The sequence below is a fragment of the Rhodanobacter sp. AS-Z3 genome (genome assembly GCF_029224025.1).
In the GTDB taxonomy this organism is placed as follows: Bacteria; Pseudomonadota; Gammaproteobacteria; order Xanthomonadales; family Rhodanobacteraceae; genus Rhodanobacter.
In genome coordinates this window covers 2,296,320-2,310,162 of the sequence record NZ_CP119392.1, presented here as the reverse complement: position 1 = coordinate 2,310,162, position 13,843 = coordinate 2,296,320, and the positions used below count along the sequence as shown (strand labels likewise).

At 62.0% G+C, this 13,843-nt stretch carries 13 protein-coding genes; 6 read left to right on the top strand and 7 right to left on the bottom strand.

Going from position 1 to position 13,843, the window contains the following annotated elements; translation table 11 throughout:
• Positions 1-35: 35 nt before the first annotated feature.
• Complete coding sequence (prpC, locus tag PY254_RS10195; RefSeq protein WP_281011937.1) at positions 36-1,181, bottom strand: bifunctional 2-methylcitrate synthase/citrate synthase; 1,146 nt, start codon at positions 1,179-1,181, stop codon at positions 36-38.
• A gap of 73 nt (positions 1,182-1,254) precedes the next feature.
• A complete protein-coding gene (gene prpB / locus PY254_RS10190; RefSeq protein WP_281011936.1) occupies positions 1,255-2,139 on the bottom strand; it encodes a methylisocitrate lyase in 885 nt (294 codons plus the stop codon).
• Between the two features lie 152 nt (positions 2,140-2,291).
• On the opposite strand from prpB, the gene PY254_RS10185 reads away from it, so the two are divergent.
• The 4 genes from PY254_RS10185 (at position 2,292) to PY254_RS10170 (ending at position 7,250) form a co-directional block, all read left to right on the top strand.
• Positions 2,292-3,605: a dicarboxylate/amino acid:cation symporter gene (locus tag PY254_RS10185; RefSeq protein WP_281011935.1), complete on the top strand. Its 1,314-nt coding sequence runs from the start codon at positions 2,292-2,294 to the stop codon at positions 3,603-3,605.
• A 177-nt stretch (positions 3,606-3,782) separates the two neighbouring features.
• Complete coding sequence (gene ahpC / locus PY254_RS10180; protein WP_281011934.1) at positions 3,783-4,346, top strand: alkyl hydroperoxide reductase subunit C; 564 nt, start codon at positions 3,783-3,785, stop codon at positions 4,344-4,346.
• Between the two features lie 182 nt (positions 4,347-4,528).
• Positions 4,529-6,127 (top strand): alkyl hydroperoxide reductase subunit F, encoded by a 1,599-nt coding sequence (gene ahpF, locus PY254_RS10175; RefSeq protein ID WP_281011933.1) that lies wholly within the window; start codon positions 4,529-4,531, stop codon positions 6,125-6,127.
• Positions 6,128-6,221: 94 nt separating this feature from the next.
• Positions 6,222-7,250 (top strand): MerR family transcriptional regulator, encoded by a 1,029-nt coding sequence (locus tag PY254_RS10170; RefSeq protein ID WP_281011932.1) that lies wholly within the window; start codon positions 6,222-6,224, stop codon positions 7,248-7,250.
• 65 nt (positions 7,251-7,315) lie between these two features.
• On the opposite strand, the gene PY254_RS10165 is transcribed toward PY254_RS10170, so the two are convergent.
• Positions 7,316-8,302, bottom strand: coding sequence for a malate dehydrogenase (locus tag PY254_RS10165; RefSeq protein ID WP_281011931.1), 987 nt, complete (start codon positions 8,300-8,302; stop codon positions 7,316-7,318).
• Between the two features lie 87 nt (positions 8,303-8,389).
• Positions 8,390-9,589 (bottom strand): pyridoxal phosphate-dependent aminotransferase, encoded by a 1,200-nt coding sequence (locus PY254_RS10160; protein ID WP_281011930.1) that lies wholly within the window; start codon positions 9,587-9,589, stop codon positions 8,390-8,392.
• 160 nt (positions 9,590-9,749) lie between these two features.
• On the opposite strand from PY254_RS10160, the gene PY254_RS10155 reads away from it, so the two are divergent.
• Complete coding sequence (locus PY254_RS10155) at positions 9,750-10,004, top strand: GlsB/YeaQ/YmgE family stress response membrane protein (protein ID WP_281011929.1); 255 nt, start codon at positions 9,750-9,752, stop codon at positions 10,002-10,004.
• Positions 10,005-10,043: 39 nt separating this feature from the next.
• Here the strand turns inward: PY254_RS10155 and PY254_RS10150 are convergent, their stop codons facing one another.
• The 3 genes from PY254_RS10150 to PY254_RS10140 all read right to left on the bottom strand — a co-directional run bounded on the left by PY254_RS10150 (position 10,044) and on the right by PY254_RS10140 (position 13,015).
• Positions 10,044-10,475 (bottom strand): YidB family protein, encoded by a 432-nt coding sequence (locus PY254_RS10150; protein WP_281011928.1) that lies wholly within the window; start codon positions 10,473-10,475, stop codon positions 10,044-10,046.
• Between the two features lie 132 nt (positions 10,476-10,607).
• Positions 10,608-11,117: a peptidylprolyl isomerase gene (locus PY254_RS10145; protein WP_281011927.1), complete on the bottom strand. Its 510-nt coding sequence runs from the start codon at positions 11,115-11,117 to the stop codon at positions 10,608-10,610.
• A 104-nt stretch (positions 11,118-11,221) separates the two neighbouring features.
• The gene (locus PY254_RS10140; protein WP_281011926.1) at positions 11,222-13,015 is read right to left on the bottom strand and encodes a 3-hydroxybutyrate oligomer hydrolase family protein; all 1,794 of its coding nucleotides are present in this window, start codon (positions 13,013-13,015) and stop codon (positions 11,222-11,224) included.
• A 162-nt stretch (positions 13,016-13,177) separates the two neighbouring features.
• On the opposite strand from PY254_RS10140, the gene PY254_RS10135 reads away from it, so the two are divergent.
• Positions 13,178-13,837, top strand: a complete 660-nt coding sequence (locus PY254_RS10135; RefSeq protein WP_281011925.1) for a response regulator transcription factor — start codon at positions 13,178-13,180, stop codon at positions 13,835-13,837.
• The last annotated feature ends 6 nt before the right edge of the window (positions 13,838-13,843 follow it).

Below are 13,843 nucleotides of genomic sequence, written 5' to 3'. Positions count from 1 at the left end.
TCCGGAGCGTTTCTCCGGATTCATCATTGCCGGACTCAGCGCTTGTCGATCGGCACGTAGGCCTGATCTTCCGGCCCGGTGTAGTTGGCGCTGGGACGAATGATCTTGCCGTCCTGACGCTGCTCAATCACGTGCGCACTCCAGCCGGAGGTGCGCGCGATCACGAACAGCGGCGTGAACATTGCGGTGGGCACGCCCATCATGTGGTACGCGCTGGCCGAGAACCAGTCCAGGTTCGGGAACATCTTCTTGACTTCTCCCATCACCTTCTCGATACGCTCGGAAACATCGAACAAGTTCGGATTGCCGCCGTCGGTGCACAGCTTGCGCGATACTTCCTTGATGATCTCGTTGCGCGGGTCGGACACCGTATAGACGGGGTGGCCGAACCCAATGATGATTTCCTTGCGCTCGACGCGGGCACGAATGTCGCTCTCGGCATCATTGGCGTTGCGATAGCGCGCGATGATTTCCATCGCCACTTCGTTCGCACCACCGTGCTTCGGTCCGCGCAGCGCGCCGATGGCGCCGGTGATCGCCGAGTACATGTCCGAGCCGGTGCCGGCGATGACACGGGCGCTGAAGGTTGAAGCGTTGAACTCGTGCTCGGCATACAACACCAGCGACTTGTCCAGTGCGTGCGCGTGCAGGTCACTGGGCTTGTGACCGTGCAGCAAGTGCAGAAAGTGCCCGGCAATCGAGTCGTCCTCGGTTTCGGTCTCGACGCGTTTGCCGTTGTGGCTGAAGTGGTACCAATACAACAGCATGGAGCCGAAACTGGCCATCAGGCGATCGGCAATATCTCGCGCGCCGGTGACATTGTGATCGTCCTTTTCCGGCAACACGGTACCTAGCACTGAACAGCCAGTGCGCAGCACGTCCATCGGGTGGGTGGCAGCGGGAAGCAGTTCCATCGCAGCCTTGACCGGCGCCGGCAAGCCGCGAAGGCGCTTCAGCTTGGCTTTGTAATTCTGCAGTTCGGTCCAGTTCGGCAGCATGCCGTGCACCAGCAGATAGGCTACTTCCTCGAAACAGCCCTTGGCGGCCAGGTCATGGATGTCGTAACCGCGATAGTGCAGATCGTTGCCGCTGCGGCCGACCGTACACAGCGCGGTATTGCCTGCGGCCACACCGGACAAGGCAACGGATTTCTTGGCCTTGGGAAGGGTTTGTTCGCTCATCGGAATCTCCAGGGTGCGGAATGGTGCTTTCTATTTCCGGAGGAGCACGCTTGCGGGCTCCTGCGAATTGCGGTCAGCCTTTGTGTGAAAACAGCGCGTCCAGCTTGTCCTCGTAGGTGTGATAACCAAGGAAGTCATACAACTCTTCGCGCGTCTGCAAGGTGTCGATGATATTTTTCTGGGTGCCTTCGCGACGCACGGTTTCGTAGAAGTTGAGCGCAGCCTTGTTCATCGCGCGATAGGCACCGCAGCAGTACAGCGCAATGTCCACGCCGGCGTCGCGCAGATCATCGGTGGTGAAAAACGGGGTAGAGCCGAATTCGGTGAGGTTGGCAAGAATCGGCACCTTCACTGCGGCCTTGAACTTGCGGTAATCCTCCAGCGTCTTCATCGCCTCGGGGAAGATCATGTCCGCACCCGCCTCGACATAGGCGCACGCACGCTCGATGGCGGAATCAACACCTTCAACTGCTGCAGCGTCCGTCCGCGCCATGATCACGAAACCCGGATCAACCCGCGCATCGACAGCGGCTTTGACCCGGTCGATCATCTCGCCCTTGCTCACCACTTCCTTGCCCGGACGGTGACCGCAGCGTTTCTGGCCGACCTGATCCTCCATATGCACGGCGGCCACGCCGACGCGCTCGAACGAGCGGATCGTGCGCGCGATATTGAATGCCCCACCCCAGCCGGTATCGATATCGACCAGCAACGGCAAGCCGGTGGCGTCGACAATGCGACGCGCGTCGATGAGCACATCTTCCATCGTGCTGATGCCGAGATCCGGCATGCCGAGTGAGTTCGCGGCGACTCCGCCGCCAGACAGATACAGCGCCTTGTAACCCACCCGCCTGGCCATCATGCCGGCATAGGCGGTGATCGCACCCATGACCTGCAGCGGCTGCTCGGCGGAAAGTTCAGCACGGAAGCGTGCGCCCGGGGATGCTGGCTGTGTCATGTCGACTCCGTAAAAGCATTCAGTTTAGCCGAGCCGACCCGATTACCGTAATGGACCTTAGGCCAGTCGCGGCGCGCCACGCCGACCTCGCGCAGAATAACTTCGCAAGATCCTGCGTGACGAACTGTGCCCGGCACCGTACATTCAGCCCAATGAGCACATCAACTCCGCTGGCAAAACGTATCCTCTGGGGCCTGGTCATCGGCGTGGTAGCTGCCGTGGCCACGCTGGGCATCGGTCAATGGCACCCAGCCACGCTGGCACTGATGCAAAAGATTTCCGTCGCGGTGTTCGATCCGCTCGGGCAGATCTTCCTGCGCATGCTGTTCTTCGTGGTGATCCCGCTGGTATTCACTTCGCTGGCATCCGGCGTGGCACAACTGGGTCGACTGGATCGCCTCGGCCCGCTGGCAGGGCGAACGTTCTTGTTGTTCTTCGCCAATATGCTCATCGCGGTGACGATAGGTCTGGTGATGATGAATACGGTACAGCCGGGCCATCATCTGGATGAGCAGGCGCGTACCCAGCTGATGCAGGAATACGGCAGCAGCGCGCAGCAGTCGATCGACCGCAAGGCCGCCCAGCCGAAGATGAGTTTCGGCACGCTGGTGGAGATGTTCATGCCGCGCAACCTGCTCGGCGCGGTGGCTGGTCCCAGCCGCGATGCGCTCGGCGACGTGTTGCCGCTGATCCTGTTCGCGATCCTGGTGGGTGCCGCGGCTACCCAGTTGCGCGAGAAGGAACGCAAGCGCGTGCAGAGGGCGCTGGACACGATTACCGACCTGATGACCAAGATCGTCGGCTTCGCGCTGCAACTGGCGCCGTATGCCGTGCCGGCGATGATTTACAGCGTGATCGTCAAGGTGGGCATGGATGTGCTGCTGGCCTTGTCGGTGTTCGTGGTCGGTTGCAGCGTGGCGCTGGCGCTGCATTTGTTCGGCACCCTGTCGCTATGGCTGCGCTTTCTGGCCAAGCGTTCGCCGCTGCCCTACTTCCGGCAGATCCGCCCGTTGCTGATCACCGCCTTCTCGACCAGCTCCAGCAGTGCTTGTCTGCCGGCTTCACTGGCCGTCGCCCGTGACGATCTGAACCTTTCACCGAGCACGGCCGGCTTTGTGCTGCCGTTGGGCGCCACCATGAACATGAGTGGCACCGCGCTGTTTGAAGGCTGCGTGGTGCTGTTTGTAGCGCAAGCGTTTGGCGTGGAACTGACCCTGAGCCATCAGGCCATCCTGATGCTGCTGTCGGTGTTGAGTGCGGTGGCCGTGGCCGGCATTCCGGGCGGTTCGCTGCCGATGATTGCCGGCTTGCTGGCCACGTTCGGCATTCCACCCGAAGGCATCGGCATCATCATCGGGGTCGACCGCATTCTGGACATGATGCGCACCACGGTGAACGTGGGCAGCGATATTGTCACCGCCACGGTGGTCGATCATCAGTTGCGTGGGCGCTTGTCGGTGCCTTGAGCCGGATTGAGCGCAGGTTCTCGGCGGAGGCTTGAAGCGTCCCCGCCTGCCCGCACATCTGAATAGGCCAGATGATAGCCACACTCAATCATTGCGATGCCAACAATCAATTAGATTTATCAGGCGCTGGCCCGTAGCATCCATTTCAGTCCTCAACCACCACGGGAAAAAACGACGATGTCCCTGATCAATACCGAAGTGAAACCGTTCAAGGCCGACGCGCTCAAGGCTGGCAAGTTCATCCAGGTGACCGATGCCGATCTGAAAGGCAAGTGGTCGGTGATGTTCTTCTACCCGGCCGACTTCACCTTCGTCTGCCCGACCGAGCTCGAGGACCTGGCGGACAACTACGCCGAATTCCAGAAGCTGGGTGTGGAGATCTACTCGGTTTCGACCGATACGCACTTCGCCCACAAGGCCTGGCACGACACCTCCGACGCAGTGAAGAAGATCAACTACACCATGGTCGGCGACCCGACCGGCACGATCTGCCGCAACTTCGGCGTGATGATCGAGGAAGTCGGCCTGGCTGATCGCGGCACCTTCGTGATCGACCCGGCTGGCAAGATCCAGATCGTCGAAATCAACGCCGGCGGCATCGGCCGCGACGCCAGCGAACTGCTGCGCAAGGTCAAGGCGGCACAGTACGTCGCCAGCCATCCGAACGAAGTTTGCCCGGCCAAGTGGAAGGAGGGCGAGAAGACCCTCGCTCCTTCGCTGGATCTGGTCGGCAAGATCTGATTCATCGCTGCCTCGGAACCGGGCGCTGAAGCGCCCGGTTCCACCCCACTCTGGATGCTTCTGTCAGCGGCTTGCGCCCGGCAATGCTCCCCGCCTGCCGCCCTCCCCCTCCGGCGCCGGCCGCTGTCACAAGCGTCTTCCCCCTCTGCAATTTCCACGCATCCATCACTGGAGTGGTAACCATGCTCGACGAAACCCTCAAGACCCAGTTGCAGGCCTATCTGGAAAAGCTGGTGCAGCCGATCGAGCTGGTCGCTGCACTGGATGACAGCGCCAAATCCCGCGAGCTGGACGAGTTGCTGCATGAAATTGCCGCGCTGTCCGACAAGATCACGCTGCGTCGCGACGACAGTGAAGCGCGCAAGCCGTCGTTCGCAATCAACCGCGTCGGCACCGACATCGGCGTGCGCTTCGCCGGTTTGCCGATGGGCCATGAATTCACCTCGCTGGTGCTGGCCTTGCTGCAGGTAGGCGGCCATCCGTCCAAGGCGGCGTCCGATACGATCGAGCAGGTACGCAACCTCGATGGCGACTTCAAGTTCGAAACCTATTTCTCGCTGTCCTGCCAGAACTGCCCCGACGTGGTGCAGGCGCTGAACCTGATGAGCGTGCTCAATCCGCGCATCCAGCATGTCGCGATCGACGGCGCGCTGTACCAGGACGAAGTCGACGCACGCCAGGTGATGTCGGTGCCCACCGTCTTCCTCAACGGCGAAGTGTTCGACCAGGGCCGCATGAGTCTGGAACAGATCGTGGCCAAGCTGGACACCGGCGCCAGCGCCCGCGAAGCCGAGAAGATCAAGGCCAAGGGCGCATTCGACGTACTCATTGTTGGTGGCGGCCCGGCCGGTGCAGCGGCGGCGGTCTATGCCGCACGCAAGGGCATCCGCACCGGCGTCGCCGCCGAGCGTTTTGGCGGCCAGGTGCTCGACACCATGGGTATCGAGAACTTCATCTCGACCACGTACACCGAAGGCCCGAAGCTCGCCGCCGCGTTGGAACAGCACGTGCACGAATACGACGTGGACGTGATGAACCTGCAGCGCGCCGAAAAACTGGTGCCGGCCAGCGAAGCCACTGGCGGACTGGTCGAGATCCAGCTGGCCAATGGCGCCACGCTGAAATCGAAGACGGTGATTCTCTCCACCGGCGCGCGCTGGCGTCAGATGGGCGTGCCCGGCGAAGACGCATACCGCAACAAGGGCGTGGCCTACTGCCCGCATTGCGACGGCCCGCTGTTCAAGGGCAAGCGCGTGGCGGTGATCGGTGGCGGTAACTCCGGCGTCGAGGCAGCGATCGACCTGGCTGGCATCGTGGCCCACGTCACTCTGATCGAATTCGACAGCAAGTTGCGCGCCGACGAAGTTCTGCAACGCAAGCTGCGCAGCATGCCCAACGTCGATATCATCGTCAGCGCGCTGAGCACTGAGGTACTCGGCGATGGCCAGCGGGTCAGCGCACTGGTCTACCGCGATCGCACCACCGAGCAAATGCACACGCTGGAACTGGAAGGCATCTTCGTGCAGATCGGCCTGCTGCCGAATACCGAATGGCTGAAGGGAACGCTGGAATTGTCGCCGCGGGGCGAGATCGTGATCGATGAACGTGGCCAGACCTCGCTGCCCGGCGTGTTCGCCGCTGGCGATGCCACCACGGTCCCGTACAAGCAGATCGTCATCGCGATGGGCGCCGGTTCAACTGCAGCGCTGAGCGCCTTCGATCACATCATCCGCAGTCCCGTGGTCGTGGCGGAGCCGGCCAGGGAAGCTGCTGTCGCCTGAGCACGCAGATCAGGACAAGCGTGGCAAAGCGCTTGACCCTCACGTAACGTGAGCCCCCAACATCGGCGCCACGCCATGCGAAAGGAGCAGGACAATGGAATTGACCGTGGGTGAACTGGCCAGGCGCTGCGGGTTGACCGTACGCAGCTTGCACCACTATGACGCCATCGGCCTGCTCGTTCCCGCATTGCGCTCCGCTGCCGGTTATCGACTCTATGCGAGGGCAGACATTGAACGTCTGCATCGCATCCAGGCCCTGCGTCAGTTGGGCTTGACGTTGACCGACATCGGAACCGCCCTGTCCGGGCCGCAAGCTCCGCTGGCCGAGTTGGTCGATCGCCAGATCGCGCAAATCAACCACGAACTCGCCAAGGCCACCCAACTGCGCGAGCAGTTGTTGCATCTTCGTCAGCAACTGGCGACCGGACAGCCCCCCGACCTGGCCGACTGGCTGGGCACGCTGGAGCTAATGACCATGTATGAAAAATATTTTTCACCCGACGAACTGAAAATCCTGCCGTTGCATACCGACCCTGACGTCCTCACCGACTGGGCCGGTCTGGTTGACGAAGTACAAGCCGCCATGGATCGCGGCACTAAAGCCGAGGACGCCGAAGCGCACACACTCGCGCAACGCTGGATGACGATGGTCGAGCGCGGTACAGGCAACAATCCTGCGTTCCTGACTCGCCTGCACGACATGAATGAAAGCGAATCGGGCCTGCGTGCGCGCAGCGGCATCAGCCGCGAGCTGGAGCAGTTCGTGGAGCGGTCGATGATCGCGGGCCGTCTGGCCATCTTCGCCCGCTATCTCGAACCCGGCGAGATGCGACGCATGCATGCCAACTACGGCAAACAGATGTATGCATGGCCATCCCTGATCGGCGAACTGCGGCAGGCCATCGCGGCAAACATCCCGCCGGAAGATTCGCGCGCGCAGCCGTTGGCCAAACGCTGGATGGAATTATTCTGTGCCTATGCCGGCAACGATCCAGCAACCCATGCACGCATCCGCGAAGCATATGCCGCTGAGCCGGAGTTGCGCAGTGGCAGCGCTGTAGACGGCACGCTGCTCGACTATGTTCGTCGAGCTATCGCCAGCACCAAGGCTGACGTCAGCTGATCTGAATATCTCCACAAAGAGGGCGTCCCCCAGGCCGCCCTTTTCATCTCGCATGAAGAACCAACTTACTTCCTGGCGAACAGATGCTCAACGCCGGCACGCTCTTCGCGCAGTTCCTTGTCGGTGGCGTCCATGCGGGCGCGCGAGAAGTCGCTGACCGGCAGGCCCTGCACGATTTCGTACTTTCCGTTTTTCACGGTCACCGGGAAGCCATAGATCACGCCCGGCGCGATGCCGTAGGAACCGTCGGACGGAATGCCCATCGAAACCCAGTCACCTTCGGCCGTACCCAGCGCCCAGGAATGCATATGGTCGATCGCGGCGGAAGCGGCCGAAGCAGCCGACGAAGCGCCGCGTGCCTTGATGATCGCCGCGCCACGCTGCTGCACGGTGGGGATGAAGTCGCTCTCGTACCAGGCCTGGTCGATCAGGCTCAGTGCCGGCTTGCCATCGACCGTGGTCTGCGACAGGTCCGGATACTGGGTGGAGCTGTGGTTGCCCCAGATCGTCATCTTCTTCACGTCGGTGTTGTGCTTGCCGGTCTTCTCGGCCAACTGCGCCTTGGCGCGGTTGTGATCCAGCCGCACCATCGCGGTGAAGCACTTCGGGTTCAGGTCGGGCGCATTCTGCTGGGCGATCAGCGCATTGGTGTTGGCCGGATTGCCGACCACCAGCACCTTCACGTCGCGGCTAGCGTGATCGTTCAATGCCTTGCCCTGGGGGCCGAAGATCGCGCCGTTGGCTTCCAGCAGATCCTTGCGCTCCATGCCCGGACCACGCGGACGCGCGCCGACCAGCAGCGCGTAATCAACATCCTTGAACGCGACGTTGGCGTCATCGGTGGCAACCACGCCAGCCAAGGTCGGGAACGCACAGTCATTCAATTCCATCACCACGCCCTGCAGCGACGGCAGCGCCGGGGTGATTTCCAGCAGGTGCAGGATCACCGGCTGATCCGGACCAAGCATGTCGCCCGCAGCAATGCGGAACAACAAGGCATAACCGATCTGGCCGGCAGCGCCGGTAACGGCAACACGAACGGGGGCTTTCATCATTTCATCTCCGGAAAGGGGGAGTCGGAAAAGGAGAATCGGTCGCGCGAAATGGGCTTCACCCATTCACCCTGCCGATTCACGGGTTCAATTCAGCTCGGCAAAAAATTCGGTGACACGGGCAAGGCCCGGCGCCAGTTGTGCAGCCGGACAGGTATACGAAATACGCAGCGCGCGCGGTTCGCCAAACGCCGAACCCGGCACACAGGCCACGCCCTTGGCTTCCAGCAACGCCGCGCAAAACTCGACGTCGTTGTTGATCACCTGACCGTTGTGACTCTTGCCGAACGCCACCGAAATATCCGGGAACGCATAGAACGCGCCTTGCGGTCGCGGGCAGACCACACCGGGAATCGCGCTGAGCGCGGCAAACACGGTGTCGCGCCGCGCGGCGAACTCGCCGCACTTCTGCTGCGGCACATCCTGCGGCCCGGACAACGCCGCCACTGCCGCCGCCGTGATCACTTCGGGCAGGCTGGTGATGTGGTTGGAGTTCAGCGTGGAGATGGCCTTGGCCACGATTTCCGGCCCCGCCAGCAAACCGACGCGCCAGCCTGGCATGCCGTAGGTCTTGGACACCGAGTCGACGAAGATGACGCGATCACGCAGCTCGGGCTTGGCGAACACGAAGTTGTGATAGCCAAGACCGTCGAACACCATCGAGTTGTAGATGTCGTCGGTGATCACCCAGGTGTCGGGATGCTTCAACAGCACCTCGGCCAGTGCGGCGATTTCCGCACCGGTATAGACCATGCCGGTGGGATTGGACGGGTTGTTGAACAGGAATACCTTCGGCTTGCGTGCCAAGGCGGCATCCAGCTGGCTCGGTGTGAGCTTGTAGTTCTGCTCCGGCCCGCAGTGCATCACGTTGACCTTGGCGCCCATGATGTCCGCGATATCGCGGTAGGTCGTCCAGTACGGCGCGGCAAAACAGATTTCATCGCCATCGTTCAACAGCGCTTCGGCGAGGTTGTACAACACCTGCTTCGCACCGATGCCGATCGAAATATTTGAACGCCCATACCCACGAAAGCCCAACGCCTCGATATGCTTCAGAAATGCGTCCTGCAGCGACTCGGCACCGCGATTGCTGCCGTATTGACCGGTATCGTGCGACAACGATTCGCGCGCAGCGGCGTAGACATGCTCACCGGGCAGAAAATTCGGTACACCGATCGAGAAGCTGATGATGTCGCGGCCGGCAGCCCTGAGCTGCTTCGCCTTTTCGGCAATCACCATGATCGCGCTGGGTTTGGCGCGGCCGACACGTTGGGCGAGCTGGGGCATGGATATCTCACGCACGAGGAGGAGAGCAAAGTCGCCATTTTATCACGCCACCTGCATCTGGCGCTGATGGATTGACGGATACGCCACAGCACCTCGATCCGTGCATGATAGGAACACCTGCCCGATCGGCAGGTCGACCTCACCAGCAAAGGAGATCCATATGCATTGGCTTTGGGTGTTTCTGATCGGACTGATTGTTGGCCTGGTGGCCAAGTTCCTGATGCCGGGCAAGGACCCTGGCGGCTTCATCATTACCGCAATCATCGGCATCGCCGGTTCGATGCTGGCGACCTGGGCGGGCCAGAATGTGTTCGGCTGGTATCAGGAAGGACAGTCCGCCGGCTTCATCGCTTCGGTGATCGGTGCGATCGTGCTGTTGCTTCTCTATCACCTGGTCAAACGCAAGTCTGCGTGACCAGTCACCACGGTGGAGCATTGCTCCACCGTGGTGACTTCAACCGAGCAGTTTGCCGGCGAGACCTTCCAGCATGCCGAGATCAAAACCACCGCCCTGTGCCGCGGCCGGAACATTGCCATCGGGCGTCATGTGATCCACCGCATGTGGCAACACCTGCGACAAGCCGCCCAGCACCACGGAAGGATCAACACCCAGTTTGCCTGCGGCTTCCTGCACCAGTGCACCAAGCCCGCCGCTCTGCAGCGCCTGACCCAACTGGTCGCCTGACACCGGCTGATTCGTCCCGGTACCTACCCAGGACTGCACCGCTCCGCCCAAACCATGCTGTTGCAGCATGCCGATCAGGCCCTGTACGCCACCGGCCTTCTCGATCAACTGGCCAGCCACGGCAATCAGCGAACCTGCACCTACCTGTCCGGCACCCGCCTGCTGATTCTGACCGCCGAGCAAATCATTGAGGAACGACATACGCTTTCTCCCTGAGCAAGTGGAACTGTGGTTATCCGATCATAGGCCTGTACTGCCGAAAGTTTCTGCGGGCATGACATCAAAAAGCCGCCGGCTGAAACCGACGGCTTTCTGTGCGCCCGCAGAAGCGGATCAGCCGCGCTCGTCGAGCACTGCATTCCATTCACTGACACGATCCGACTGTGCTGCCAACAACGCATCCACGTCGCCTTCCACGGTAACTTTCTCGATCGTGTCGCCCTGCTGGATCGCGTTGACCACGTCCATGTCCGCCGCGCCGACCACTTCGCCGAATACGCTGTGCTTGCCGTCCAGCCATGGCGTCGGGCCATGGGTGATGAAGAACTGACTGCCGTTGGTGCGTGGACCGGCATTGGCCATCGCCAGTACGCCGGGCTTGTCATGCTTCAGCGAGGCGTTGAACTCGTCCTCGAACTTGTAGCCCGGGCCGCCGCGACCGCTGCCCTCGGGGCAACCGCCCTGAACCATGAAGTCGGCGATCACGCGATGGAAGGACAAGCCGTCGTAATATCCGCGCCTGGCCAGATTGACGAAGCTGGCCACCGTCACCGGCGTCTTGTCTTCGTGCAGGCGCAGGTGGATCGGGCCACGATTGGTGGTGAAGGTGACATTGATGGTCATCGCAAATCCTTTGAAGTTCGAAAGCGGCTCCGCGCCACGGCATGGGCGCAGGGCCATAAAGAATAACCCAGCACTCCGGCAAAGGCTCCAGTCTTCCGCCGCCGCTACGGCAGGCCGAGCATCTGGCTGGTCAAGGCGCCAGCTCCGCGTGGCTGGGCCACGGGTGTCGGCGGATTTGCCGGCCATGGCGCGGCGTCGTACAGGTGCGCCCACAGACGATCCAGCGCGAAATAGCCGTACGGCAACAGCGGCACGTGGCGGTCACCAAAGCCCGGCAAGGCCAGGAAAGCATCGAAGTGCTGTGCGTGCGGCACCTTCCAGTAAATCGGGCGACGCCCCTCGTCGCGCAGCCATTCCACATAAGGCTCGGAACTGAAAGCGGTCGGCAGCAAGCCATCACTGGCACCGTGCAGCACCCACATCGGCAGATCCTGTCGCGGCATACGCGCGGCGGTTTCGGCCACCGACGCATGCAGCGCTTGCGCCTCGTGATCGTCGCCAGTCCACAGCGCACGCAGGCATTCATCACCAAACAGCGTGGGATCGGCCGATACGTTGACGCCACCGAACAGGCCGATGCCATTACCCGGCGGAATACCCGAACCATCGGCCCACCACGCCGCCCGCGTGGCCTGATCCGCAACACCCGGCGCACCATCCGCAGCGATCGCCGCGTAGTGGAAGCCGCACGGCATTTCACTGGCACTGCGACGCAGGTAGGACGATGCATAACCCGCGGCGACCACGCGCCAGAGATCAAATGCGGTGGTGGTCGCAGCCGTGCTCATCGCCTCGTCGGTCCAGCCGCGCGCGTGCAGATACTCGCGCGCCTGCTCCGACTGCTGGATCAACGTGCTGCCACTGAGCTTGCCTTGCGCGCGCAGGCTGGCGCAACGAATCGGCCATGCCGGCAACGCAGCGCCACGCGGACCACGCGCCATCGGCACGCCGGCAAATGCTTCTGCACTCAGCGCGCACGGCAGCCAGATTGCCGCTTCAGTGGCGTAGTCATAAAGCGCACGACCGTGATCCTGCACGTGGACGTTCGGCTCCAGTGCGACCACGCCGGCGAAAAAACCATTTCTGTCGAGCCCGGCCGCCTGCAACACCGCGCCGCCACCATTGGAAATACCGGTGGCAATGATTTTGGTGTTTTCCGGCGTGAACGGCGCCTCTTCCGGGTAGGCGCGATCAAGCATGGCCAGGCCGAACTGCGCCGCCTGAATCACATGCTGGCCCCACGCCGCCTCCGGGTTGTCGCCCGAATGCATGTGCTTGATCGCAATACCCTTGGCTGGCGGTCCCGGCAAGGGCTGGAATTCCAGCGGCGCCTCACCACGCTTCGCACGGCGGCCATCCAGTGCCACGCCACTGTTGTCGGCGTAATCGAAGTAACCCGAGCCGGTACCCTTGTCGGTATACGCCACCGCACAACCATGCGGCAGGCCCCATGCACCGGCCAGCGCGATCGCACCATAGATCCCACGCGAACCGGATGAAGCAGTCACCACCAGACAACGTTTCTGTCGATCGAAATGATCGGGCAATTGCAACAGCACGCGGTGCGGCGCACGTGCGCCGGGAATCCGTGCAAACGCCTGATATTCGCGCCCCGGCACATCGGGAACACCACCATACAAGCTGCCGTAGCCACCTAGCGGCCCCAGGTCGGCAATACCTTTCCAACTGGTCTGGATGGCGCGCCGACGCAATGCCTCGGCGCTGGGGTCCAGCGGGTCGGCAAACGGCACGGGCGCAGCGGCAAGGCCGGCAAGACCCAGTCCCGCGCTCAACAAATCGTCGTGACCGCGATGCTCGGTTACTCGCACTTCGCCGTAATCGACCTCTGACATGGCAGATTCCTTCCCGGTTTCATGGCTTGCACAAGCGAACAGCATGACGCATGCGGGAACCAAGCAGAACAGTACAAGCAGACGACGGGCGGAATTCTTCATTCCACGACCTTAGCAAGCCGGTGACAGGATGCCATCGTACAAAAGTCCAGCACGGCCACCACAGCAAACTCGACGTGGTGCCAACAGCCGGATACCTTCGACGTCATGACCAGCCTGCTGATTGCCGATGATCACCCCTTGTTCCGTGCCGCATTGCGTCTGGCTGCCAGCGAGAGTCTGCCGGAGTGCGAGCTGAAAGAGGCTGCCGATCTCGCCGCCGTGTTCGACGCGCTGCAAGCCGCCCCGGATATCGATCTGGTGCTGCTCGACCTGCACATGCCCGGCAGCCACGGCCTGTCCGGACTGGCCGCCTTGCGCGGACAGTATCCCGGCGTGGCGGTGCTGGTGGTTTCCGCGCATGACGAGCCGCAGGTGATTCGCCGCGTTCTCGATCACGGTGCTGCCGGCTTCATCCCCAAGAGCGCCAGCCCCGGAGAGATCGGTGAGGCAATTCAACAGGTGCTCAATGGTGGCCACTGGCTGCCGCCGCATCTTGCCGAAGCGGTGGCCGCACTACCGGCCGACCGCACCGACACCGACCTTGCCAGTCGTCTCGCCCGTCTCACCGAACAGCAATATCGCGTACTCACCCTGCTCGCCCAGGGTATGCTCAACAAGCAGATTGCCGATCGCCTGAATATCCAGGAGCGCACGGTGAAAGCTCACGTCACGGCGATCTTCGAGAAGCTCAAGGTGAGAAACCGCACCCAGGCCGGGATGTTGCTGAAATCGCTGGAACTGGGCGAGCCGGGACGGCTGGCTTAGAGCCGA

Coding starts and splice junctions, on each gene's coding strand:
- prpC (WP_281011937.1), bottom strand. CDS start 1,181: ATGAGCGAACAAACCCTTCCCAAGGCCAAGAAATCCGTTGCCTTGTCC.
- prpB (WP_281011936.1), bottom strand. CDS start 2,139: ATGACACAGCCAGCATCCCCGGGCGCACGCTTCCGTGCTGAACTTTCC.
- PY254_RS10185 (WP_281011935.1), top strand. CDS start 2,292: ATGAGCACATCAACTCCGCTGGCAAAACGTATCCTCTGGGGCCTGGTC.
- ahpC (WP_281011934.1), top strand. CDS start 3,783: ATGTCCCTGATCAATACCGAAGTGAAACCGTTCAAGGCCGACGCGCTC.
- ahpF (WP_281011933.1), top strand. CDS start 4,529: ATGCTCGACGAAACCCTCAAGACCCAGTTGCAGGCCTATCTGGAAAAG.
- PY254_RS10170 (WP_281011932.1), top strand. CDS start 6,222: ATGGAATTGACCGTGGGTGAACTGGCCAGGCGCTGCGGGTTGACCGTA.
- PY254_RS10165 (WP_281011931.1), bottom strand. CDS start 8,302: ATGAAAGCCCCCGTTCGTGTTGCCGTTACCGGCGCTGCCGGCCAGATC.
- PY254_RS10160 (WP_281011930.1), bottom strand. CDS start 9,589: ATGCCCCAGCTCGCCCAACGTGTCGGCCGCGCCAAACCCAGCGCGATC.
- PY254_RS10155 (WP_281011929.1), top strand. CDS start 9,750: ATGCATTGGCTTTGGGTGTTTCTGATCGGACTGATTGTTGGCCTGGTG.
- PY254_RS10150 (WP_281011928.1), bottom strand. CDS start 10,475: ATGTCGTTCCTCAATGATTTGCTCGGCGGTCAGAATCAGCAGGCGGGT.
- PY254_RS10145 (WP_281011927.1), bottom strand. CDS start 11,117: ATGACCATCAATGTCACCTTCACCACCAATCGTGGCCCGATCCACCTG.
- PY254_RS10140 (WP_281011926.1), bottom strand. CDS start 13,015: ATGCTGTTCGCTTGTGCAAGCCATGAAACCGGGAAGGAATCTGCCATG.
- PY254_RS10135 (WP_281011925.1), top strand. CDS start 13,178: ATGACCAGCCTGCTGATTGCCGATGATCACCCCTTGTTCCGTGCCGCA.